General features: G+C 66.3%; 25 protein-coding genes. 8 read left to right on the top strand and 17 right to left on the bottom strand.

All coding sequences use genetic code 11. The features are described from left to right. Nucleotide 1 precedes the first annotated feature (1 nt). The 7 genes from ACTIFP_RS01930 to flgB are packed head-to-tail and all read right to left on the bottom strand — an operon-like array spanning nucleotide 2 to nucleotide 4124. A complete protein-coding gene (locus ACTIFP_RS01930) occupies nucleotides 2-670 on the bottom strand; it encodes a flagellar basal body L-ring protein FlgH (protein ID WP_439567034.1) in 669 nt (222 codons plus the stop codon). Continuing rightward, complete coding sequence (gene flgG / locus ACTIFP_RS01935) at nucleotides 651-1436, bottom strand: flagellar basal-body rod protein FlgG (protein ID WP_439567035.1); 786 nt, start codon at nucleotides 1434-1436, stop codon at nucleotides 651-653. Before flgG ends, ACTIFP_RS01930 begins: the two co-directional genes overlap by 20 nt. 12 nt (nucleotides 1437-1448) lie before the next feature. Next, complete coding sequence (locus tag ACTIFP_RS01940; protein WP_439567036.1) at nucleotides 1449-2192, bottom strand: flagellar basal body rod protein FlgF; 744 nt, start codon at nucleotides 2190-2192, stop codon at nucleotides 1449-1451. A gap of 35 nt (nucleotides 2193-2227) precedes the next feature. Continuing rightward, a complete protein-coding gene (locus tag ACTIFP_RS01945) occupies nucleotides 2228-3055 on the bottom strand; it encodes a flagellar hook-basal body complex protein (protein ID WP_439567037.1) in 828 nt (275 codons plus the stop codon). Nucleotides 3056-3068: 13 nt separating this feature from the next. Next, entirely contained in the window at nucleotides 3069-3365 is a 297-nt protein-coding gene (locus ACTIFP_RS01950; RefSeq protein WP_439567038.1) for a flagellar hook assembly protein FlgD, read from the bottom strand. A 1-nt stretch (nucleotide 3366) separates the two neighbouring features. Then, on the bottom strand, nucleotides 3367-3777 hold the full coding sequence (gene flgC / locus ACTIFP_RS01955) for a flagellar basal body rod protein FlgC (RefSeq protein ID WP_439567039.1): 411 nt from the start codon (nucleotides 3775-3777) through the stop codon (nucleotides 3367-3369). Continuing rightward, complete coding sequence (flgB, locus tag ACTIFP_RS01960; RefSeq protein WP_408021885.1) at nucleotides 3774-4124, bottom strand: flagellar basal body rod protein FlgB; 351 nt, start codon at nucleotides 4122-4124, stop codon at nucleotides 3774-3776. Before flgB ends, flgC begins: the two co-directional genes overlap by 4 nt. Before the next feature lie 267 nt (nucleotides 4125-4391). Between flgB and ACTIFP_RS01965 the strand changes: the two genes are divergently transcribed. From ACTIFP_RS01965 to ACTIFP_RS01990, 6 genes are all read left to right on the top strand, one after another. Beyond that, nucleotides 4392-4922, top strand: a complete 531-nt coding sequence (locus ACTIFP_RS01965; RefSeq protein WP_439567040.1) for a flagella basal body P-ring formation protein FlgA — start codon at nucleotides 4392-4394, stop codon at nucleotides 4920-4922. A gap of 179 nt (nucleotides 4923-5101) precedes the next feature. Beyond that, nucleotides 5102-5398, top strand: coding sequence for a flagellar biosynthesis anti-sigma factor FlgM (flgM, locus tag ACTIFP_RS01970; protein WP_439567041.1), 297 nt, complete (start codon nucleotides 5102-5104; stop codon nucleotides 5396-5398). After that, nucleotides 5398-5694, top strand: coding sequence for a hypothetical protein (locus ACTIFP_RS01975; RefSeq protein ID WP_439567042.1), 297 nt, complete (start codon nucleotides 5398-5400; stop codon nucleotides 5692-5694). The genes flgM and ACTIFP_RS01975 overlap by 1 nt, the downstream gene beginning before the upstream one ends. 93 nt (nucleotides 5695-5787) lie before the next feature. After that, on the top strand, nucleotides 5788-6612 hold the full coding sequence (locus ACTIFP_RS01980; RefSeq protein ID WP_439567043.1) for a transglycosylase SLT domain-containing protein: 825 nt from the start codon (nucleotides 5788-5790) through the stop codon (nucleotides 6610-6612). Further along, nucleotides 6609-8732, top strand: a complete 2124-nt coding sequence (gene flhA / locus ACTIFP_RS01985; protein WP_439567044.1) for a flagellar biosynthesis protein FlhA — start codon at nucleotides 6609-6611, stop codon at nucleotides 8730-8732. The genes ACTIFP_RS01980 and flhA overlap by 4 nt, the downstream gene beginning before the upstream one ends. Continuing rightward, complete coding sequence (locus ACTIFP_RS01990) at nucleotides 8722-9468, top strand: sigma-70 family RNA polymerase sigma factor (protein WP_439567045.1); 747 nt, start codon at nucleotides 8722-8724, stop codon at nucleotides 9466-9468. The genes flhA and ACTIFP_RS01990 overlap by 11 nt, the downstream gene beginning before the upstream one ends. Before the next feature lie 70 nt (nucleotides 9469-9538). On the opposite strand, the gene ACTIFP_RS01995 is transcribed toward ACTIFP_RS01990, so the two are convergent. From ACTIFP_RS01995 to manD, 7 genes are all read right to left on the bottom strand, one after another. Then, nucleotides 9539-10033, bottom strand: a complete 495-nt coding sequence (locus ACTIFP_RS01995; protein ID WP_439567046.1) for a MarR family winged helix-turn-helix transcriptional regulator — start codon at nucleotides 10031-10033, stop codon at nucleotides 9539-9541. 30 nt (nucleotides 10034-10063) lie between these two features. Continuing rightward, nucleotides 10064-10477, bottom strand: a complete 414-nt coding sequence (locus ACTIFP_RS02000) for a hypothetical protein (RefSeq protein WP_439567289.1) — start codon at nucleotides 10475-10477, stop codon at nucleotides 10064-10066. Between the two features lie 25 nt (nucleotides 10478-10502). After that, nucleotides 10503-10883, bottom strand: coding sequence for a hypothetical protein (locus tag ACTIFP_RS02005; RefSeq protein ID WP_439567047.1), 381 nt, complete (start codon nucleotides 10881-10883; stop codon nucleotides 10503-10505). A gap of 60 nt (nucleotides 10884-10943) precedes the next feature. After that, on the bottom strand, nucleotides 10944-11441 hold the full coding sequence (locus tag ACTIFP_RS02010; protein WP_439567048.1) for a response regulator transcription factor: 498 nt from the start codon (nucleotides 11439-11441) through the stop codon (nucleotides 10944-10946). Nucleotides 11442-11611: 170 nt separating this feature from the next. Beyond that, a complete protein-coding gene (locus ACTIFP_RS02015) occupies nucleotides 11612-12337 on the bottom strand; it encodes a FadR/GntR family transcriptional regulator (RefSeq protein ID WP_439567049.1) in 726 nt (241 codons plus the stop codon). 33 nt (nucleotides 12338-12370) lie between these two features. Next, nucleotides 12371-13276 (bottom strand): DUF4861 family protein, encoded by a 906-nt coding sequence (locus tag ACTIFP_RS02020; protein ID WP_439567050.1) that lies wholly within the window; start codon nucleotides 13274-13276, stop codon nucleotides 12371-12373. Next, nucleotides 13264-14475, bottom strand: a complete 1212-nt coding sequence (manD, locus tag ACTIFP_RS02025; protein ID WP_439567051.1) for a D-mannonate dehydratase ManD — start codon at nucleotides 14473-14475, stop codon at nucleotides 13264-13266. The genes ACTIFP_RS02020 and manD overlap by 13 nt, the downstream gene beginning before the upstream one ends. Before the next feature lie 146 nt (nucleotides 14476-14621). Here manD and ACTIFP_RS02030 point away from each other — a divergent pair, with 146 nt between their 5' ends. Both ACTIFP_RS02030 and ACTIFP_RS02035 read left to right on the top strand, forming a co-directional pair. After that, nucleotides 14622-15827: a glycoside hydrolase family 88/105 protein gene (locus tag ACTIFP_RS02030; protein WP_439567052.1), complete on the top strand. Its 1206-nt coding sequence runs from the start codon at nucleotides 14622-14624 to the stop codon at nucleotides 15825-15827. 136 nt (nucleotides 15828-15963) lie between these two features. Beyond that, nucleotides 15964-17133 carry an alginate lyase family protein gene (locus ACTIFP_RS02035; RefSeq protein ID WP_439567053.1) on the top strand — a complete coding sequence of 390 codons (1170 nt, stop codon included), beginning with the start codon at nucleotides 15964-15966 and terminating at the stop codon, nucleotides 17131-17133. Here the strand turns inward: ACTIFP_RS02035 and ACTIFP_RS02040 are convergent. Genes ACTIFP_RS02040 through ACTIFP_RS02050 form a run of 3 tightly spaced genes read right to left on the bottom strand, consistent with a single transcriptional unit; the run spans nucleotide 17130 to nucleotide 21166 of the window. Beyond that, complete coding sequence (locus ACTIFP_RS02040; RefSeq protein WP_439567054.1) at nucleotides 17130-18722, bottom strand: acyl-CoA dehydrogenase family protein; 1593 nt, start codon at nucleotides 18720-18722, stop codon at nucleotides 17130-17132. The genes ACTIFP_RS02035 and ACTIFP_RS02040 overlap by 4 nt on opposite strands. Nucleotides 18723-18724: 2 nt before the next feature. Further along, nucleotides 18725-19954 (bottom strand): acetyl-CoA C-acetyltransferase, encoded by a 1230-nt coding sequence (locus ACTIFP_RS02045; protein WP_439567055.1) that lies wholly within the window; start codon nucleotides 19952-19954, stop codon nucleotides 18725-18727. 15 nt (nucleotides 19955-19969) lie between these two features. Continuing rightward, nucleotides 19970-21166 carry a CoA transferase gene (locus ACTIFP_RS02050; protein ID WP_439567056.1) on the bottom strand — a complete coding sequence of 399 codons (1197 nt, stop codon included), beginning with the start codon at nucleotides 21164-21166 and terminating at the stop codon, nucleotides 19970-19972. Nucleotides 21167-21260 lie beyond the last annotated feature (94 nt).

Below are 21260 nucleotides of genomic sequence, written 5' to 3' on the forward strand. Positions count from 1 at the left end.
TTCAGAACGGGCTGATGATCGAGAAGAAGCGCTGGAGCCAACCTTGCTGGCTGGCGCGCGCGATCTCGCCCTTGCCGACGTACCGGATGTTGGCGTCGGCGACGCGGGTCGACAGGATGCGGTTGTCGGGGCTGATATCCATCGCGCGGACGATGCCCGAAATCTGGACGCGTTCGTCGCCGCGGTTGAGCGTGAGCAGCTTTTCGCCGCGCACCAGCATCGTGCCGTTGGGATAGACCGCAGCGATCGTCACGCTGACCTCGCCCGACAGCGCGTTCGATTGCGACGCGTCGCCCTTCCCTTTGAACTGCTGGCCGCCGCCCATCGCGATGTCGCTGGGGTTGAACAGCGACAGCGGCCCGGTCGACGGCGGGATCAGGCCGATATTGCCGTCGCGCTGGGTGCCGGCGGCATTGCTCTTGGTTGCGGCGGTGCGCTCGACAAGCTGAATGGTCAGGATGTCGCCGACCTGCCCGGCGCGGCCGCCCGAGGTCAGCGGGGTATAGCCGCCCTGAAAGATCGAGCCATTGCCGGGCAGCGGCGCCGGGGGTACCGGCGTCGCCGCGGCAAAGGCGTCGGGCGGCAATTTGTCCTTCGCCGCCGCGCCAACCGGCACGAACGCGAGGGCAAAGGCCACGCCAATCGTCAGATTAGAGCGTCTGCGCGGCATTTTTCATCATCTCATCGGTGGCCTGGATCATCTTCGAATTGACCTCATAGGCGCGCTGCGTCTCGATCATGTCGACGAGTTCCTCGACGACGTTGACGTTCGATCCCTCGAGCATCCCGCCGCGCAGACTGCCGCGGCCTTCCTGTCCGGCGGCGCCGACCTGCGGCGCGCCCGAAGCGGCGGTTTCGACGAGCATATTGTCGCCGATCGCCTGCAAGCCCGCCGGATTGGCAAAGCGGGCGAGTTCGATCCGGCCAAGCTCGGTCAGCGCCCCGTCAGCGCCGGTCGCCGATACGGTGCCGTCGGCGCCGATCGACACATTGGTGCTATCCTCGGGGATCTGGATCGCGGGCGTCAGCGGCTTGCCGTCCGAGGTCACGATCGTGCCGTCGGGCGACCGGCCGAAATTGCCGGCGCGGGTATAGCCGGTGCGCCCGTCGGGCATCTCGACCTGAAAATATCCGGCGCCGTCGATCGCCATGTCGAGCGCGTTGCCGGTGGTCGCGAACGTCCCCTGCGTATCGATGCGCGACGTGCCGCCCAGCGACACGCCGGTGCCGAGGTTCAGCCCGGTCGCATAACGGTTTTCGGCCGACGACGGCGCGCCCGGCGCGGTCATCATCTGATAGCTCAGCGTTTCAAAGCTGGCGCGGTCGCGCTTGAAGCCCGTGGTGTTCACGTTGGCGAGATTGTTGGCGATAACCTGCATCCGGAAGCCCTGGGCATCCAGACCGGTTCGCGCGACGTGCAAGGCACCGAAGCTCATTTCATAGTCTCCTTAACGGGGAAGCTGCATCAAATTGGCGGTCGCGTTGTCCATATCGCGCGCGTCACTGACCAGCTTGAGTTGGGTATCCCAGCTGCGGCTCGCCTCGATCATCTCGACCAGCGCGGTGGTGGCGGCGACGTTCGATCCCTCGATCGAGCGGGTGATCAGCCGTGCTTCGGGATCGTCGGGCAAGATGCCGTCGCCCTTGACGCGGAACAGGCCGTCAAGCCCCTTGGCGATGTCGGACCCGGTCGGGGTCGCCAGCCGCAGCCGGTCGACCTCCTGCGGATTTTCGGCATCGCCGCCCGCGGGGACGATCCACACCCGGCCCTCGACGTCGATCGTGATCGCGTCGGCAGGCGGGATGGTCACCGGACCCTGCGCACCCTGGACGGGGTGGCCGTCGCCGGTGGTCAGCAGCCCGCTCGGGGACACCTGCAGGTCGCCGCGCCGCGTATAAGCCTCGCTGCCGTCCTTCGCCTGGACCACGAGCAGCGCGTCGCCCTGCACCGCGATGTCGAGATCGCGCCCGGTCGCGGTGACCGTGCCGGCGCGCATGTCGGCGCCGATCACCTCTTCCGAGGACATGGCGCGCGCATCTAGCCCACTGCCGTTCAGCCATAGCGCCTGCGCTTCGGCCATGTCGGCGCGAAACCCGGGCGTCTGCGCGTTCGCCAGATTGTTGGCGATCGCCGTCTGCCGGGCCTGACTGCCCCGCATCGCGGTAAGGCTGGTATAGATGAGTTTGTCCATCTGAAGGCTCCCGGCAGGCGGCTAAATGCGCTGGATCAACGCATGTTTATGATGGTTTGCGACAGCTGCGACGCGCCCTCGATCGCCTTGGCGTTCGCCTGGAAATTGCGCTGTGCGCCGATCAGCATCACCAGTTCTTCGGTGATATCGACGTTCGAGCGTTCCAGCGCGCCCGAGCGAATCGCGCCCATCGGGCCGTTGGTGGCCGCGTCGATCGTCGGCGGGCCGCTTTCGCCCGACGACTGCCAATGCGCGTCGCCGACGGGGCGCAGCCCTTCCATCGCGGGGAAGGTCGCCATCGCAACCTTGCCCAGCATCTGCGCTTCGCCATTGGCAAAGGTCGCGGTGACCAGCCCGTCAAGGCCGATCGAGACATTGACCAGCTGCGCGGTCGGATCGCTCGGCGCGCCGGCGGGCAGCACGAAGTCGAACGCGCCCGCCAGCGTATTGTTGGTGACGTTGCCGCTGGCGTCGACGGGCAGAAGTTGCAGTTTCTGACCGGTCGAATCGATCACGTTGCGGTCGGGGGTCGCGGTGAACGCGCCGTTGCGGGTGTAGGTCACCTGCTCGCGCGGCGGATCGCCCTTCACGACGAACATGCCCTCGCCGACGATCGCCATGTCGAGCGTCTTTTCGCTCGATTCATACGACCCCTGCGTGAACTGCTGGGTGATGCCATTGAGCCGCTGGCCCTGGCCGGCGATCATCTTGGTCGACTGGGTCGGCGACGAGGCAAAAATGTCGCCGAACTGCGCCTTGCTGCGCTTGAACCCGATCGATCCGGCGTTGGCGATGTTGTTCGAAATGACCGACATGTCGGTCTGGGCGCCCTTGAGGCCCGAAAGCGAGGTATAGAATGACATGGCTTATCCTTCCTTAGGTGGTGGGTGCGGGCGCCGGGGTGGCGGCCTTGATGTCTTTGAGCAGCTGGGTCTGCGCCGTGAGCTGCTCGGAGATTTTCTGCAGCGTCGTGTTGGTTTCGCTGATCCCGGCCAGGCTGGAGAATTGCGCCATCTGGGCGACCATCTGCTGGTTATCGACCGGGTTGAACGGATCCTGCTGCGACAACTGCGCGGTCATCAGGCGCAGAAAATCGCCCTGCCCCATCTGCTGCCCGGCGCCCTTGGGCTGGAGCACGACATTATTGGCGTTGGTGATACTGTTGACGGCCATTTTATTGTCCCATCCTGAGGGTTTCGTTGATCAGGCCCTTCGCGGTTTCGAGGACCTGGACATTGTTCTGATACTGGCGCGCGGTCTCGACCATCTCGACCATCTCGGCGGCGCTATCGACCGCCGCCTGCCAGACGTTGCCGTCCTTGTCGGCCAAGGGGTTCGACGGATCGTGGCGTTTGGATGGCGCCATTTTCGACGTCGTCACCTGATCGACCTGGACCGTCGCGCGGCCCTGACCGTCCATCACGGTACGAAAGACCGGTTTCAGCGAGCGAAAGGCTTCGGCTTCGCTGCCCGCGATCGTCCCGGCGTTGGCCAGGTTCGATGCGGTGGTGTTGAGCCGGACAAGCTGCGCCGACATCGCGCGGCCGCTGATGTCAAAGACCGAGAAGTTCCCGTTCATTGTCATTCGCCCTTGATGGCGCGGGTCAGCGTGTTGACGCGGCCGCTGAGGAACGAAAGGCTGGACCGGTAAGCGAGCGCGTTTTCGGCGAAGGCCGTCTGCTCGGTCGCCATTTCGACGGTGTTGCCGTCGAGCGAGGCCTGCACCGGGACGCGATACGCGATCGCGCCCGCCATCGCATCGGCGGTCGAGCCGCCCTGCTGCGCCAGGTCGAGCGCTTTGGAAAAGTCGAGGTCGCGCGCCTTGTATCCCGGCGTCGCGGCATTGGCGATGTTCGACGCGAGCATCATCATGCGCTGGCTGCGTAGCTGGAGTGCCGTCGCGTGCAGGCCAAAGAGTTTCTCGGATGCCATCATCAAATTCCTTCTTTCGCCGCTGGCTGGGTCCGGTCGCTGCCGGCGCCGACGCGCGGAAAACACAAAGAACGATGCAATCACCGTGCCAAAAGCAATTTATCTATTATTTTCAGTTATTTAAATATAGATGATACGATCGGCGCAGCGGGCCAGTCAAAAAACTGACGACGCATCGTCGCGGCGGCGCCAATCGCGCCGCAAACCGCGACTGGCACGCTTCCTGCAAAATGGCGGGTGACCATTTTGGACCGAAGGAGATGGATCATGTCCCGCCATATCACCACATGCCTGGCCGCTGGCCTCGCCGCCTGTGCCGCCGCCGCCCATCCCGCCTACGCCCAGCAAGCGACCGAGGATTGGCAGACGATCGACGTGCTGACCGATATGGTCGCAGGCGCCATGGGCCGCACCGCGACCCCGGTTGACCGCCGGATCAAGCTGGCGCGCTGCCCCGAACAGGCATCGGTGACCGCGATCGACGCCAATGCGCTCGCAGTACGCTGTGCCTCGCTCGGCTGGCGGCTCCGTGTGCCGCTGAGCACGCCTGCGGCGGGCGCAGCGAACGCGGCACCGACGGCGGTGAGCTATAGCCGCCCCGTCGCCGGCGCCCCGGTCATCCGCCGCGGCGACAATGTCCGGGTGACGATCGACACCGAAAGCTTTTCGATCAGCTATGCGGCGATCGCCGCCGAGGATGGCCGCGTCGGCGAGACGATCGCGCTGCGCGGCAGCGACGCCAAATCGTCGTTGAGCGCCACGGTGACCGGCCCCGGCCGCGCCCGCCTCGACGACTGACCCCCACCCTTTCCTGACCCTGACGACCCACTGGCCCGGTGACTGTCGGCTTTCCGACGTCGCCGGGCCTTTCTTTTGTCTTTTTTGCGACGGGCCGCCTTAATCCCCCGCCGCGGCGTCCGTTAAAGCCTTCGTGAACCGCGTCGTCACTTTTCTGACGGCATCGGATGGAGGCATTTATGTCGGGTGACAGCAAGATCGGACCCGTCGGCGGCATCGCCCGCACGACCCCGCTGCGCAGCGTCGCCAGCGAATCCGCCGCAGCGGCCCGCGCCGCCGCACCGCCCGCGGTGGGCGACAACCTGCCCGCGGCGCGGCTGATCCGCCTCGCCGGCGGGCTCGCCAACCAGACGCCGCCGGTCGATGTCGCGCGCGTCGCATCGCTGCGCAGCGCGATCGCCAGCGGCAATTACGGCGTCCACCCCGCGATCATCGCCAGCGCGATGATCGATTTCCACACCGGCGGGGGCGAGTGATGCTCGACGATGTGCAGGCGCGGCTCGACGCGCTGGTCGACGCGCTCGACGGACATGACGCGGGCGCGATCATCGCCGCCACCGAAGAACTGGCGACCGCGGTGATCCTGTTTCGCGGCGCCGCTATTCCACGGGGCAGCGAACAACGCGCCCAATTGCTGATCGGCAAGACGCTGCGCCAGCTCGAAGCCGCGGCGATCCGCGTCAATGTCCTGAAGGACTGGACGCGTCAGCGGATTGACAGAAACCATGGGATTCGCGGCACCCACCAGCGCGGTGCAGCATTAAGCTACTGATTATTATATAGGTTTCTGCCGTTAACCGTAAATGGCACGATGATTGCGTCTGGCTTGCTGAGACAGCCCTGCTGAACCAGCGGAACCAGATGTATGAACGCGATCAACAATCCCCAGGCCGGCCGCCGCATCGCCGCACCCGTGATCGACGCCGTGCAGATGGCATCGGCGCGCACCGGCGTCGATTTCGACTATCTGGTCGACGTCGCGCGGGTTGAAAGCGGCTATAATCCGACCGCCAAAGCATCGACCTCTTCGGCGCGCGGGCTGTACCAGTTCACCAAACAGACCTGGCTCGCAACGCTCGACCGCCACGGCGCCAACCATGGGCTTGCCTGGGCGGCCGACGCGATCGGCCGTGACGCAGCGGGACGGCTGACGGTCACCGACCCGACGTTGCGCCAGCAGATTTTCGACCTGCGCGACGACCCCGCCGCGGCATCGACGATGGCCGCGGCGCTGACCGGCGACAACCGCGACTATCTGGAAAGCCGGATCGGTCGCAGCGCCGAGCCCGTCGACCTCTATCTCGCGCATTTCCTGGGCAGCGGCGGCGCCGCCAAATTCCTGACCGCGCTCGATGCCAATCCCGACCAACCTGGTGCGCCGATGATGCCCGAAGCGGCCGCCGCGAACCGGTCGGTGTTCTACGCCGCCGACGGCAGCATGCGCAGCCTGGCCGAGATCCGCGACCGCTTTCGCGTCAAGCTCGAGGACGGCGGCAAGATCGAAAATATGAAACCCTTCGCCCCCGCCGGCTGGCACGCTTCGGCGAGCAGTTCGAGCGGCTTGGCGAGCGGTGGGGGACGTCCCCCGCTGCAGATGATGGATATCCAGCCAATGCCGCGCAAACTTTCGATGGGCTTTGCCGCCGATGCCTATCGGCGGCTCGCTTCGATGTCGGGCGGCGCGGCATGACCGCGGGCTTCAACATCGGCAATGTCGGCCGTATCGCCGGCGCGTCGGCGCTGCCCGCGGGGATGCTGATCCTCGTCGCGCTGATGGTCATCCCGGTCTCGCCGCTGATCCTCGACATCAGCTTCATCGCCAACATCATGATCAGCCTGCTGATCCTGATGGTCGCGCTTCAGGCGTCGAAGCCGCTCGATTTTTCCGCTTTCCCGACCGTGCTGCTGCTCGCGACGCTGTTCCGCCTCGCGCTCAACGTCGCCTCGACGCGCGTCGTGCTCGTCCATGGCCATGAAGGCACCGCGGCGGCGGGGCATGTCATCGAAGCCTTTGGCCAGGTACTGATCGGCGGCGATTATGTCGTCGGGCTGTTCGTGTTCGTCGTGCTGATGATCATCAACCTGATCGTCATCACCAAGGGCGCCGGGCGCGTGTCCGAAGTGTCGGCGCGCTTCACCCTCGACGCGCTCCCCGGCAAGCAGATGGCGATCGACGCCGACCTCAACGCCGGGCTGCTCAGCCCCGAAGAGGCCAAGGCGCGCCGCGTCGAAGTCGCAACCGAGGCCGATTTCTACGGCTCGATGGACGGTGCCTCGAAATTCGTGAAGGGCGACGCGGTCGCCGGTCTGCTCATCCTGTTCGTCAACATCGTCGGCGGGCTGATCCTCGGCATCTTCAGCCATGGCCTCAGCTTCTCGGAAGCCGGCAGCACCTATGTCACCCTCGCGATCGGCGACGCGCTGGTGGCGCAGATCCCGGCGCTGCTGCTGTCGATCGCCGCCGCCGCGATCGTCACCCGCGTCGCCTCGCCCTTCGACCTCAGCGGCCAGATCGGCAGCCAGTTCGCTTCGCCGCCGATCTGGATGGCGGTCGGCGCGATCCTGTTCATCCTCGGTCTCGTCCCCGCGATGCCGCAGCTGCTCATCCTGCCCGCCGCCGCGCTGTCCTTTGCCGTCGGCTGGCAGCTGCGCCGCAGCGCCGCGGCGGTCGCCGACGCGCCCGCCCCCGCCGCGCCGGCGCCCGACCCATCGCTGATCGAATGGGCCGACGTCAGCGACGCCAGCGCGTGCCAGCTCGAAATCGGCTACGCGCTGGTCAGCCTGGTCGACGACCGCAAAGGTGCGCCGCTGATGACGCGGATCACGGGCATCCGCCGCCAATTGTCGAAAGAACTCGGCTTCGTCGTCCCGCCGGTGAAGGTCAGCGACGATCTGTCGCTGCCCGGCAACGTCTATCGCATCTCGGTCGCCGGGGTGATCGTCGGCGAGGACGAGGTGTTTCCCAACGAAATGCTCGCGCTCGATTCGGGCGACCTCGTCACCCGCGTCGCCGGGCGGCCGTGCAAGGATCCGACCTTCGGCCTCGACGCGCTGTGGATTCCCAAGGCGACGCAGAATGACGCGATCGCGGCGGGCTACACCGTCGTCGACCCCGCGACCGTCGTTGCCACCCACCTCAACAACAGCATCGTCGGCGCCGCCGCCGACCTGTTCGGAATCGACGACGCGCAGGCGCTGATCGACAATCTGAAGATCCATTATCCGCAGCTGGCGCAGAACCTCAGCCCGCAGGGCTATCCGCTGCCGCGCGTCGCCAGCCTGTGCAAGGCGCTGCTCGTCGAACGCGTGCCGCTGCGCGATTTCCGCAAGATCGCCGAAGCGATGGTGGCGACCGCGGCGCTGCAGCTGGGCGAGATCGACTTGGTCGAAGCGGTGCGTCAGCGCATCGGCGCGCTGATCGTCCAGACGATCGTACCGAGCCGCATGCCGCTGCCCGTCGTCACCTTCAGCCCCGACGTCGAAATGCTGCTGAACCAGGCGGTGCGCGCCAACCAGGGCGCCGAATGGCCGTTCGAACATGGCATGGCGATGAAGATCATCGAGCAGGTCGGGCAGGCGGTCGAACCGCTGCTGCTCCAGACGCGCAGCTTTGCGCTGGTCGCGTCGCCGATCTGCCGCTCGGCGCTGTCGCGGTTGATCCGTGCCACTTTCCCCGACGTCGCCGTGATCTCGTACCTCGAGATTCCGGCCAGCAAACAGACCGAAATCGTCGCGACGATCGGCGCCGAGGTGCCGCGCCTCGCGACCGGGCCCGATGCCCCTATGGAGGACCAAGTGCATGAGAATTGAGCCCGCCGAGCAATTCGCCGCGCCGACGGCGCGCGCGCCGCGCGCGCGCGGCTATGGCGAGAGCGTCGAGGCGCTGGTCGAGGAATATGCGCCGCTGGTCCGCAAAATTGCCTGGCAGGTATTTTCACGGGTGTCGCGGACAAGCGAACTCGACGATCTGATCCAGACCGGGTTGATCGCGCTGATCGAAGCGAGCCAAAATTATGAGGAGCGCGGCTTCGCCTTTGCCACCTATGCGACGACGCGCATCCGCGGCGCGATGATCGACCAGCTGCGCCGCGAGGCCGATGTCGGCCGATCGGCGATGGTCGCGGCAAAGCGCATCCACGCGGCGCGCGCGGCGCTGGAGCAGCAATTGATGCGCGCGCCCGCCGCCGCCGAAATCGCTGCAGCGCTCGACATGTCGCCCGAGGATTATTTCGCGCTCGAACGCAATGCGACCCACGGCCGCTCGACCTCGCTCGACGAACTGGTCGATGTTGGCGCCTTCCTGTTGCCCGACGACGGTGTCGGCGCCGGCGAACAATGCGAGCAGGACGATCTGATGGGGGCGCTGCGCCAGTGCATCACCTGCCTGTCCGACCGCGAACAGATGGTGCTGCAACTCTATTTCTTCGAGGAGCTCAACCTCCACGAGATCGGCCTGACCCTTGACGTCAGCGCGGCGCGGATTTGCCAGATCAAGCGCGAGGCGATGGCCAAGGTCGATCGCATGATGCGCCAGATGACCGATTAGGATCGAAGATCAGGATGGTGACCGGGCACGGCGTGCGACCAGCTCGGCACCGCACCCGGTCGAGGGAAGATCAGGCCGCCAGCGTCTGGCTGTTCTGCCACGCGACGCCGATTTTTTCGAAATAGCTCGCCATGCGCTCGGTGCCGACCGCGGTCAGCCGAACGATCGTACGCCGCCGGTCGCGCTCGTCGATCGAGCGCTGGACAAGCGCCAGCCGTTCGAGCGAGCCGATCATGCGCAGCCCCGACGACAACGGCACGCCGGCGCCGGTCGCAAGGTCGCTGGCGCTGAGCGCGCGGCCATGGCTTTGGGCGAGCATCAGGTCGAGCATCATGTCCCAGACCGGCCCTGCCAGGTCGGCGCTGCCGAAATGACTGCGACGGATGCGGCGGATCTGGATGCTGAACGACAGCTGGTTGAGCAGCGCCGGTTGGGGCGGAGCTTCGCCGCCCCCGCGATAGATGGGGGACGTCGGCAATTCTCCCCCGCGGCCCGCCAACAGCTCGTGAATCTCATCGATACGCGACTTCAGCTCGGCAACTTCTTGGTTCGAAAATTGCTGCATGCAAGGATACCCCCTGGGGCGCCGCGCACATCAGGCTGTTACGTCTTGTTTCCGGTTGGACGAACCTGCCGCATAAATGATCAGCAGCAGGATCGGGTACGATATATAAACTGACAGCAGCGAATAGGGCCGCGCCAATATCTCCGAGAACATATATTTCTGGATGTGGCCAAAAATGGCGATCAATTGCCAGCCGGTGATCCAGTATGGCCAGAAACTCTGCGTCTTCAGGGCAATGAACCAGAAGCTGAGCAGAACCAGCACATCAATGACGAAGATATTAAATTCAATATCGGTCCAGGTCGGAAACGGCGTCACAGCACTGGTGAGAACCGAAGCGATCAGGGCGGTATAGGCCGCCCACCGCTCAAACGGTCCGCCGCGTCTGATCGCGACGGCCACCGTTATGAGCAGCACCAAATAGTAAATCGCCACGGACCACATTGTGGCTGCTAACCCTTCCTGATTCTCAAACGGCCTGCGCGATCGGCAGCGCGGCAACTTCGGCAACCGCCCGATCGTTGCTGCCCTCATCGACCAGCTTCCCTTCGGCGGGCTTGACCCCGGCGCCGAACATGCGGGTTCCCAGGCCGACTTCCTTTTGGGTTACGGTCAGCGCCAGATGCGCGTCGGTCAGCAGCTGGCGGACTTCGCCGGCGGCGGCGAGCGCATGCGCGACCTTGGCCATCGCGGCCTGGCCGACGATCGCCGACATATTGGTTTCGCGCCGTGCCGTGGGCAGCGTCGCAGCGAGCTGGGCAATGCGGATCATCGCTTCGTCGATGGCGTCTTCGGCCTGGTGGAGGTCGGAAGCGATTTTTTTCGCCGCAGAAACACGTTCATTCAGCATGTTCTTTTTCCTTGAAAAAGAATGCCACCGGTTCCCCCCCGTAGCATTCGGCTCGAACTATCAGGTCATCACCCGACCAAGTCCGACAAGGATCGAATAGAGAGCGGAGAAAGCCAAAATGGTCGCGAATGCGATTAGGATTGGCCAGATAATCCTTTCCATCAACCCATGCCGGTTGGCCGGCTGGGACGCGGTAGGAAACGGCGAACCGATGTCGAAAAGTCGCCGAAACGAACTGCGCCCCGGTTCGGCATCGGCCGCCGGGGCAGAGTCGCCTAGGTCGATCAATTGATATGTCAAAGGCTGATAAGGGGTAACATGATCGAAGACACCGTGAACCGCCAGGATGCGAGCAGCTTCAATCCTATTGGAAACATTAAGCTTTTTTAATACCCGCCGCACCCGTTCGTCCACCGTATGCGGCGAGACATTCATCAGGCGGGCGATCTGCTTGGAATTTTTGTGCTCATAAACGTGCCGCAACGTTTCAATCTGCGCGGCCGACAGCAGGCTGATGTAATTGTCGGGATCGCCTTGCACGGGGTTGGAATAGAGCATCACGAGTCGAAATCAAGTTATGGTAGCGGTTTCACTCGACCGCGCATGGCGCGCCCAAAACGGAAATTAACCCCCCAAAACACTCGCTTCGCGGCGATTGGCGCCCTTCGCATTAACCTTGTTGTATGGCAATTTTTTTTTGGCCCGCGCCGGGACAGTCGCCCGCGCCGCTACCGCGACGGCAAATCGCCGCCGCTGTCCTTCAGCGTGCGGTAGCGCTGGATCGATTTTTCGATATGGCGCCGCGCCGCGCGCCGCGCCGCGGCGGGGTCGCCCGCCTCGATCGCGGCGTGAATCGCTTCATGGTCTCGGTTGATTCGGTGCGCATAGCGCTGGTGGCGAACCGGATCGTCGCCTTGCAGGTACAGCCGCCGCGACGGGACGAGCCGCACCCCAAGAAACTGGGTGAAGCGCAGGAAATAGGGGTTGCCCGTCGCGCGCGCGATCGCCGCGTGAAAGGCCGTATCGGCGGCGACCGAAGCATCGACGTCGGTGCTCGCCTCCATTGCGGCGAGAGTGTGGCGCAGCTCGGCCAGATCCTGGTCGGTGCGCCGACGCGCCGCGAGGTCGGCCATCTCGACCTCGAACCCCATCCGCATTTCGAGCAGCCGCAGGACATCGTCGATCTCGCCAATCTCGTCGGCGGTGACCTGGAAGGCGCGATATTGGGCGCCGTCGGGGACATAGGCGCCCGATCCGCGCCGCGACACCAGCAGCCCGCGCGCCGACAGCCGCGAATAGGCCTCGCGCACGACGGTGCGGCTGACGCCGAACGTCTCGGTAATCTCTTTTTCGGTCGGAAAACGCGATCCGACGGGCATCGCGCCCGTCTCGATCTGCTCCTCGAAACGCTGGACCAGATCGTCCGCCAGCGATGCCGCCTTGGTTGCCGCCATGAATGACGCGTTATCATTGCGTATCGAAACTGGCTAGGGCCCGAAATCGGGCCGCTGCGCGGCGACATAGCTATTCCAGGCGTCGCGCGTCGCGAAATCGCCGCCGCGGTCCCACGCGGCGCCGCTGTAATAGACGAACGGCCGCCCGGGGCGGACGCGGATCAGGATCAGATGATTGTCGGCATCCTCGGCAAAGCCGGCAAAGCTGGCGGGATCGACGATCACCGCCGCCGCCATCCGCCCCTTGGCACCATCGGCAGGGCCCCACCAGCTCATCCGCGCCGCGGTTTCGTCGCGGGCGATCTCGCCGGTTTGGCCGCCATGCACCGGCCGTTTCGAAATCCCGATCGCGACGATCAACTCGCCGCCGTCGCTGGCGGTGATTGTCGATGCCATGCGGGTGAAGTTGCTCCCCGCGGGCAAGGTGAAGCGCCGCGTTTCGCGCACCGTCCGCACCGTATCGACCGGCCAGGGGTCGTAATCGACGCTGAAATCGGCGACATCGGCGCCGGACCTCCGAATGCGCGGCCGCACATAGTTGCGCGACGCCCACAGCTTGTTGTCGTACCAGATTCCCAGCCCGCCAACCCCGCGCCCGGTGCCGACATTATAGAAATCGAGCCCCTCGCCCTGATCGCGATGCTGGTCGCCAGTGCGCAGCTGGCGGTCCATATAGGGCCAGCGGACCCGTTTGCCCCATGCGTCTATCCCCGACGACGACGGCGGTTCGGCGCGTTCGAGCGCGCGAGCATAGATGCGAAACGCGATCCGGTCGTTTTCCCAGAGGAGGTCGTCGTAACGATAATCGGCGATGACGACCGCGGCGCGCGCGCGTTGCTCGTCGGCGGTGGCGGGCCGCAGCGGTCGATGCTCCTGCGCGAGCGCCGGGGTCGCGAGTGCGGCCAGCGCAAACACCGCCGCGCGCATCACCAGCTCCACATCGTCCCGTCCTCCAGCCGGTTCACCGGCAGATAGGCGCGGGCATAGGGAAAGCTGGCGGCCAGCGCCTCGTCGATATCGACCCCTAGCCCCGGCGCATCGCCCGGATGGAGCATGCCGTCCGCAAAGCGGTAGGCGTGCGGGAACACGGCATCGGTTTCCGCGGTATGGCGCATATATTCCTGGATACCGAAATTGGGGATCGCCAGCCCCAGGTGCAGCGCTGCCGCCATCGTCACTGGCGACAGGTCGGTGGCGCCGTGGCACCCGGTGCGAATCTGGTACAGATCGGCGAGCGAGGCGATCTGGCGCATATGGGTGATGCCGCCCGCGTGCAGCACGGTGGCGCGGATATAGTCGATCAGCCGGTTTTCGATCAGCGCCTTGCAGTCCCAGATCGAGCTGAAAATCTCGCCGACCGCCAAGGGGGTGGTGGTATGCTGGCGGATCAGGCGGAACGCCTCCTGGTCCTCGGCCTGCGTCGCATCCTCGATCCAGAAGGGGCGATAGGGTTCCAGATCCTTGCCCAGCCGCGCCGCCTCGATCGGGGTCAACCGGTGGTGGATGTCGTGGAGCAGGTGGACGTCCCACCCCAGCGCTTCGCGCGCTGCTGCGAACAATTCGGGGACGACGCGCAGATATTTGGCGGTCGACCAGCTGTTTTCGGTCGGCAGCGCGCCGTCGGCGGGCTCATAGAAATAGCGATCCTTGCTGACGCCGTAGGTCGACGCCATGCCCGGCACGCCGCATTGCAGGCGAATCGCCTTATATCCCTGCCGCTGATAATCGCACGCCGCCTCGACCGTGTCGGCGATCGTGTCGCCATTGGCGTGGCCATAGACCATGCACCCTTCGCGCGCCGCGCCGCCGAGCAGCTGATAGACCGGCAACCCCGCGATCTTGCCCTTGATATCCCACAGCGCCATGTCGACCGCAGCGATCGCCGCCATCGTCACCGGCCCGCGCCGCCAATAGGCGCCCTTGTAGAGAAAGTGCCATATATCCTCGATCCGGTGCGCGTCGCGGCCGATCAGGCACGGGGCGACATGGTCGGCCAGATAGCTGACAACCGCCAGCTCGCGACCGTTGAGCGTCGCGTCGCCGACCCCGGTCGTGCCGTCGTCGCATTCGATCTTCAGCGTGGTGAAATTGCGCCCCGGACAAGTCGTGATCACCCGGGCTGACACTATCTTCGGCATTCCGTCCCCTCTGCGCCCCGCCGGGCGCTAAATCGAAAGTTGTCTGACAACCTTATTGACATGCTCGCCGAAAAAGGAAAGAGATTGTTACCGGTGTCAAGGGCGATAGCCCGGCGATCGCCAGAAGAGGCGCCAGGGAGGCGGAGATGAAACGAGACGGGGTGCTGGCCAGCGCGATCATGCCCGCCGTTGCTGCGGCATCGCTCGGCGTGCTCGCCTCGCTCGTGCCGATGAACGCTCCCGCCGCGGCGGCGGTCGCCGAACCGGCCATGCCGCAACCCGCCGCCATCCTCGCCGCGACGCGCCGCGTCGCCGACTGGCAACTCGCCAACCGCAGCAATTGGGGGGCGATGCCCGCAGCGCGCAAAAGCGTGCAAAACCCCCGCGACTGGCAACAGGCGACCTTCTGGGTCGCGCTCGCCGAACTCGCCCGGCGCGACCGCCGCTATGCGGCCCCGCTGCTCGAACTTGGCCGCGACCAGGGCTGGAGACTCGGCGACCGGCCCTTCCACGCCGATGACCAGCTGATCGCGCAGGCGTGGATCTGGGCCGCGCGCCACGGCGCCGGCAAAGCGGCGATCACCCCGGCGCGCGCCTATTTCGACCATATGCTCGCCAACCAGCCTGCGATCGGGCTCGAATTCGTGCCGCACGCGCCGGGCAAGGGAACGTCGGATTGCACCGACCGCTGGTGCTGGTGCGATGCGATTTTCATGGCGCCGCCGACGCTGCTGCAGATGAGCCGCGCGACCGGCGACCCGCGCTACGCCGAATATGCCCATGCCGAGTACAAGGCGGCCACCGACTATCTCTTTGACCCGGCCGAGCAGCTTTATTTCCGCGACAGCCGTTTTTTCGCGATGCGCGATGCCAAGGGGCGCAAGCTGTTCTGGAGCCGCGGCAACGGCTGGGTAATGGGCGGGCTGGTGCGAATGCTGCAGGCGATGGATAGGAAAGACCCGCGCCGCGCCGCGTATGAAGCGCAGTTCAAGGTGATGGCGGCCAGGCTTGTCCGGTTGCAAAAGGCCGACGGCTATTGGCCCGCCTCGCTGCTCGACGACGACCCTGCCACCCCGCCCGAATCGAGCGGCACCGCCTTTTTCACCTATGCCTTTGCCTGGGGGATCGACACCGGCCTGCTCGACCGCCGCGTCTATCAGCCCGCGGCGGCGCGCGGCTGGAACGCGCTCCAGCGCGCGGTGCAACCAGACGGCATGCTCGGCTGGGTCCAGCAGGTCGGCGACCGCCCCGACAGCGTGTCGGCCAGCGAAACCCAATTTTACGGCAGCGGCGCGTATATTCTCGCCGGGACGGCGATGTACGATCTGTCGGCCCATCGGACGCGGCGCTGACCCGGCGCCCCGCCCGTCATTTCCGGCTTGCGGCATCCGCCGCGACGCCAACCGCCATAGCCCTCCCTTGGGCTTGCCTGGCCGCCGCCGCGACAGTCCCGTCTGCGGCGGCGGCTTTTTCTTTGCGCCGCGCGCCATGATCGCCCGCCGCACGCTGCTGCTCGCGGCGCTGGCCGCCGCGCCGACCGCCTGGGCGCGCCCGCGGCAAGGCGCCTTCGACCTGCGCGCGATCGAGCGGCGCCGCTTGTTGCCGCAGGCGACCGCATGGCTCGCCGCACCGCCGCGCACGATCGCCGCGATCGCCGCGCCGCGCAGCCCGGCGGGGCCGCACGACTATTATTCGGAGGGCGACTATTGGTGGCCCGATCCGGCCAACCCCGGCGGCGCCTATATTCGCCGCGATGGCGAATCGAACCCGGCCAAGTTCGACGGCCACCGCGACGCGCTGATCGCATTCGGGCGCACCGTCCCCGCGCTCGCCGCCTTGTGGAATCTGACCGGCGAGGCACGCTTCGCCGTCGCCGCGATGCGCCACCTGGCCGCCTGGTTCGTCGATCCGGCGACCCGCATGAACCCCCACCTCAACCACGCGCAGGCAATCATCGGGGTGAACCAGGGCCGCGCGATCGGGGTGATCGACACGCTGCAAATCGTCGAGGTCGCGCGCGCCGCGGCGCTGTTCGCGCGCAAAAATGCGCCGGGCTATGCGACAATCCGCGCTGGGGTCGAGAGCTGGTTTGGCGATTACCTCGACTGGCTGACCACCTCGGCTTTCGGCATCGAGGAGCGCGACGAGAAGAATAATCATGGCAGCTGCTGGTTGCTGCAGGCCGCATCCTTCGCCGCGTTGCTGGGCCGCACCGACATCCTCGCCAACGCGCGCACCCGGCTTCAGACGATCATCATCCCGACCCAGATCGAGCCCGACGGCCGCCAGCCGCGCGAACTCGCACGCACCAAACCCTATGCCTATGCGCTGTTCAACCTCGACGTGCTGGCGGCGACCGCGTGGTTGCTGAGTGGCGGCACGGGCGCGTTGATCGGTTGGCAAACCCCCGACGGCCGCTCGATCGACGGCGCGATCGGCTGGATGGCGCCCTATATGGCCGACAAGGCGCGCTGGCCGCTAGCCCCCGACATCGAATATGCGGGCGACTTCCCGGTGCGCCAGCCGAGCCTGTTGTTCGGCGGCCGCGCGCTCGGTCGCCCCGATTGGCTCGCGCTGTGGCAGCGGCTCGACCCCGACCCGGTCGTCGGCGAGGTCGTGCGCAACTTCCCGGTGCGCCAGCCCCTGCTCTGGTTCTAGTTGCGCCGTCCGACCAGCCCGCGCGCGATCACCTGCGCCTGAATTTCCGCCGCGCCTTCGAAGATATTGAGGATCCGCGCGTCGCACAGGATGCGGCTGATTTCATATTCGAGCGCATAGCCGTTGCCGCCATGGATCTGCAGGCTGGCGTCGGCGTTCGACCAGGCGGCGCGCGCCGCCAGCAGTTTCGCCATCCCGGCTTCGATGTCGCAGCGCTTGCCACTGTCCTTAGCGCGCGCCGCGGCATAGCTGAGCTCGCGCGCGGTGACGAAATCGGCCAGGCTCATCGCCAGCTTGTCGGCGACGCGCGGGAAATGGACGATCGCTTGGCCGAATTGCTTGCGGCCCAGCGCATAATCCAGCCCCAGTTCGAGCGCGCGCCGCGCCACCCCGACCGCGCGCGCCGCGGTCTGGATGCGCGCGCCTTCGAACGTCCGCATCAATTGCTTGAACCCCTGCCCCTCTTCGCCGCCGAGCAACGCGTCGGCGGGCGCAATCATCGCGTCGAACTGCAGCGCATATTCGCGCATCCCGCGATAACCGAGCACCTCGATTTCGCTGCCGCTCATGCCTTCGGCCGGGAACGGCACCGCCTCGGTCCCGCGCGGTTTGGGGACCAGCAGCATCGACAGGCCCGCATAGCCTTTCGCGTCGGGCACGGTGCGCGCGAGCAGGGTCATCAGGTCGGAGCGTGCAGCGTGGGTGATCCAGTTCTTCGCGCCGTCAATCACCCAATGATTGCCCTCGCGCCGCGCTTTGGTTTGCAGCGAGCCGAGGTCGGAACCGACGTCGGGTTCGGTGAACACCGCGGTCGGCAATATCGCGCCGCTCGCGATCCGCGGCAGCCAGGCCGCCTTTTGCGCATCGGTGCCGCCCATCGCGATCAGCTCGCCCGCGATCTCCGACCGGGTGCCGAGCGATCCGGCGCCGATCCAACCACGCGACAATTCCTCGGTAACGATGCACATCACCAGTTTCGACAGGCCGAGGCCGCCGAACGCCTCGGGAATGCAGACGCCGAAGGTACCAAGATCGGCCATCGCCTGCACCGTGGCGTCGGGGATCAGGTCGTTGGCGAGGTGCCAGCCATGCGCGTGCGGGATGATTTCGGCGTCGGCAAAGCGGCGAAACTGGTCACGGATCGCATCGAGGTCGGCATCGTGCAGCGTCTCGCTGGGCCAGTCACCATCGGCAAGCGCCGCCGCGACCTCGGCCCGCGTCGCGGCATGATCGGCATCGAGCAGGTCATTGCACGCTGCGGCGAGCGTCCGCGCTGCCGCGCCGATCCCCACGTCGGCGGGCCGGAACATCTCGTTCTGCCCCATCGGCAGGCCGCCGACGAGCTGGCCGATCCCCTCGGCAAAGGCGAGCGTCGCAATCTTGGCATCGAGCGGGTTCGAACCCTGGCCGGACTCGCACCAGTCCAGCACCGCGCCCAGCGCCGCCACCGTCGTCGCCACCCAGGCAAAACCGTGCGCCGCGCGCTGCTCGTGGTCGATCGGCCGCTGCGCCAGCCGTGCGGCGAGCGCCGCCTCGGCCGCCGCGCCATAGGCCGTCGCCGCCCCAAGCGCAGAGCGAAGGTCGGCCATGCTCAGGCGGCGCGCTCGAAGATCGCCGCGATGCCCTGCCCGCCGCCGATACACATCGTCTCGAGCCCGTAACGCCCGTCGCGGCGCACCAGCTCGCGCGTCAGATTTGCCAGGATGCGCCCGCCGGTCGCGCCGATCGGATGGCCGAGCGAAATCCCCGAGCCGTTGACGTTGAGAATCTCGTTCCGGCTGTCGCCCTCCGACCAGCCCCAGCCCTTCAGCACCGCGAGCACCTGCGGCGCGAACGCTTCGTTCAATTCGACCAGATCGATGTCGCCCCACCCGAGCCCGGTGCGCGCGAACAGCCGTTCGACCGCAGGAACCGGGCCGATGCCCATCCGGCTGGGGTCGCAGCCCGCCGCCGCCCAGCTGTGGAACCACGCGATCGGTTCGAGCCCGAGTTCGTCGAGCTTGTCCTCGGCGACGACCAGGCACGTCGCCGCCGCATCATTCTGCTGGCTGGCATTGCCCGCTGTCACCACCGCGCCCGGAATCGTCTTCGCCTCGATCGCGCGCAGCGCGCCCAAGGATTCGAGCGTCGCATCGGCGCGATACCCCTCGTCATGGGCAAAGATCACCGGATCGCCCTTGCGCTGCGGCACCGCCACCGGAACCAGCTCGTCGTCGAACAGCCCCTTCGCCCACGCCGCCGCGGCGCGCTGATGGCTGCCCGCCGCATAGGCATCGCAGGCCTCACGGCTGATCGCATAATCCTTCGCCAGATTTTCGGCGGTCTCGATCATCCCGCTGATCACCCCGAAACGCTCGATCGGCTGCGACATCAACCGCCCACGCGTCAGCCGGTCGTGCAGCGTCAGATTGCCGGCGCGCACCCCCTTGCGGACGTCGATGCTGTAATGTTCGACGTTCGACATCGATTCGACCCCGCCCGCGACGACGACATCGGACATGCCGGTCTGGACCATCATCGCGGCGTTGGCGATCGCCTGCAGCCCCGAGCCGCAGCGGCGGTCGAGCTGATAGCCCGGCACCTCGAGCGGCAGCCCGGCGGCCAGCCATGACCAATGGCCGATGCTCGGCGCCTCGCCATTGCCATAGCCCTGCGAAAAAACGACATCGTCGACGCGCGCCGGATCGATCTTGGTGCGCTCGATCAGCGCTTTCAGCACCACCGCACCCAGCTGCCCCGCATCAAGGCTGGCGAGCGCGCCGCCGAATTTGCCGACGGCGGTACGGATCGGGGCAACGATGGCGGCGCGGCGCAGGGTCATGTCATTCTCCAGGTTTCAGGCGATGCCGACGATACCGGCATCGATCAGCCGGGCAATCTCGCCCGACGACAGCGACAGGCGATCCGCCAAAATTTCTTCGCTATGCTGACCATTGCGCGGCGCGGGACGCGGCGACTGGCGCGCGTCCTGCGGCAATGTCGCAAAGGCACCGGCGGCGGGATAGGTAAAACCGCTAGGGTTGTCCGCGGTGCCAAAGATCGGGTTATCTGCAACCAGCGCCGCATCCTGCACCGCGTCCAGCATCGTGCGATAAGGCGAATGGACGATTCCCCCGGCATCGAAGGCAGCAGCCAGATCGGCATGCGCGCGCGCGCCGATCGCACCCTCGAACAGCGGATAGAGCGCGTCGCGATGGGCAAAGCGCAGGCCATCGTCGGTCGCAAAGGACACGCCGCGCGCCGCCTCGACCGCGGCGATCGCATCGCCCAGACCCAGCGCCGCGACCAGATTGGTCCATTGCCGCGGCGTCACGACGACGATCATCGTCCGCTGGCCATCGGCGGTGACGAAATCGCGCCCGAACAGTCCATAGACGGCATTGCCGAGCCGCGGCCGGTTGGCGCCGCTGTAAAGCACCTCGGCCACCCCGCCGAGATTGGCGACGGTGCCGATCGCCACATCGGACAGCGGCACCCGCACCTCGCCGCCCGCACCCGTCGCACTCCGCCGCTGGATCGCCGCGAGCAGCGCAAAGGCGGCATAAGCGCCGCTGAGCAAATCCCACGCGGGCAGCACATGGTTGACCGGATCGGGCCCGCTGCCGGTGAGCATCGGATAACCCACGCTGTTGTTGACCGTGTAATCGAGCGCCGGCGAACCATCGGCCCAGCCCATCACGCGGACGGTGATCAGGTCGGGGCGCCCCGCCGCCAGCCCGTCGTGCGACAAAAAGCCGCCGACCGGGAAATTGGTGACGAACTGCCCCGTCGCGCGCACCAGCGCCTGCAGCAGCTCGCGCCCCTCGGACCGCGCCAGGTCGAGCGCGACCGATTTCTTGGCGCGGTTGAGATTTTCCCAATAGAGCGAGTCATTGCCTTCGGTCACCGGCCAGCGGCGAAAATCGGGGCCGCCGCCGATCTGGTCGACCCGGATCACCTCGGCCCCCATCTGCGCGCAATACAGCCCGGCGGTGGGCGAGGCAACGAAGGACGAGGCTTCGATCACCGACAGGCCGTTCAGCAGGTCGTACATCCGGCGCCGTCTCCCTCCCAAGCATGGCCTAAACCGCCACGCCCGGCCATCTGGCGCACCCCGCGGCGCGTGTCAAACCGGTCGCCCCGCCCGC

This window comes from Sphingopyxis sp., assembly GCF_051861155.1.
Classification (GTDB): domain Bacteria; phylum Pseudomonadota; class Alphaproteobacteria; order Sphingomonadales; family Sphingomonadaceae; genus Sphingopyxis.